The 223-nt window shown below is 34.5% G+C and carries 1 protein-coding gene; it reads left to right on the top strand.

The genetic code is table 11. From position 1 onward, the window contains the following. Positions 1-223: IS3 family transposase (locus tag B7692_RS07625; protein WP_142360058.1), on the top strand; the 223-nt coding region annotated here is incomplete at both ends.

Below are 223 nucleotides of genomic sequence, written 5' to 3'. Positions count from 1 at the left end.
GTGGTTATCTGGTAAATCATAAAAGAGTTCAACGCTTGATGAAAGTACTCAATTTACAAGCTAAAATGCGACAGAAACGAAAATATTCTTCTCATAAAGGAGACGTTGACAAGAAAGCAGATAACCTTATTCAACGTCAATTTGAAGGCTCTAAACCAATGGAAAAGTGTTATACGGATGTGACAGAGTTTACCATTCCAAATAGCACTCAGAAATTGTATTT

Origin of the sequence: Streptococcus mitis, assembly GCF_002096925.1 — a bacterium.
In the GTDB taxonomy this organism is placed as follows: Bacteria; Bacillota; Bacilli; order Lactobacillales; family Streptococcaceae; genus Streptococcus; species Streptococcus mitis_AF.
Note: the sequence above shows the minus strand (reverse complement) of the source record. Positions and strands in the feature narration are given on the sequence as shown.